General features: G+C 58.5%; 1 protein-coding gene. It reads right to left on the bottom strand.

The window, feature by feature from the left end; genetic code table 11:
• Positions 1 to 453, bottom strand: a 453-nt coding sequence (locus tag AC5ZG1_RS44355) for an ABC transporter substrate-binding protein (RefSeq protein ID WP_496136562.1), incomplete at both ends; no start/stop codon positions are given.

The raw sequence follows: 453 nt of genomic DNA, 5'->3' as shown, positions 1-453 counted from the left end.
AATCGCCTTTCGGAGGTTGTCGCGGCTCTTCTGCGGATCGCCGCCAACGGGATTGGTATAGGGTGTCGTGAAAACCTCCGGCGGAACCTTGTCCTTCATGCTTTGCAGTATTTCCAGTTCACGACCCTGGGGCAGGCCGGAGGAGGCGAGCTCGGTGTTCCAGAAATAGCTGTCGATGCGCTTGTAACTGTTGAAGGCAACCGTGCGGTTCAGCTCCTCGAAATCGAAACCGTAATTCAGTGCCTCGCGGACGCGCTCGTCCTTAAAGAGGTCACGCCGCATATTGGGTACCAGAGCCTGCAGAATGCCGGTGGAGCGCAGCGGATTTGCAACCTCTTCCTTCTTGAGGCGGCCTTCCTTGACGGCGGGGAAATCATATCCCGTCGCCCAGCGGGCAGCCGTCGTCTCCTGCCAAAAGTCGCTGTTGCCGGCGCGAAAGGCTTCGAATTCGAC

The organism is Bradyrhizobium sp. Leo78 (assembly GCF_059512425.1).
The sequence above is the reverse complement of the archived record's forward strand: the minus strand, read 5'-3'. Positions and strand labels throughout refer to the sequence as shown.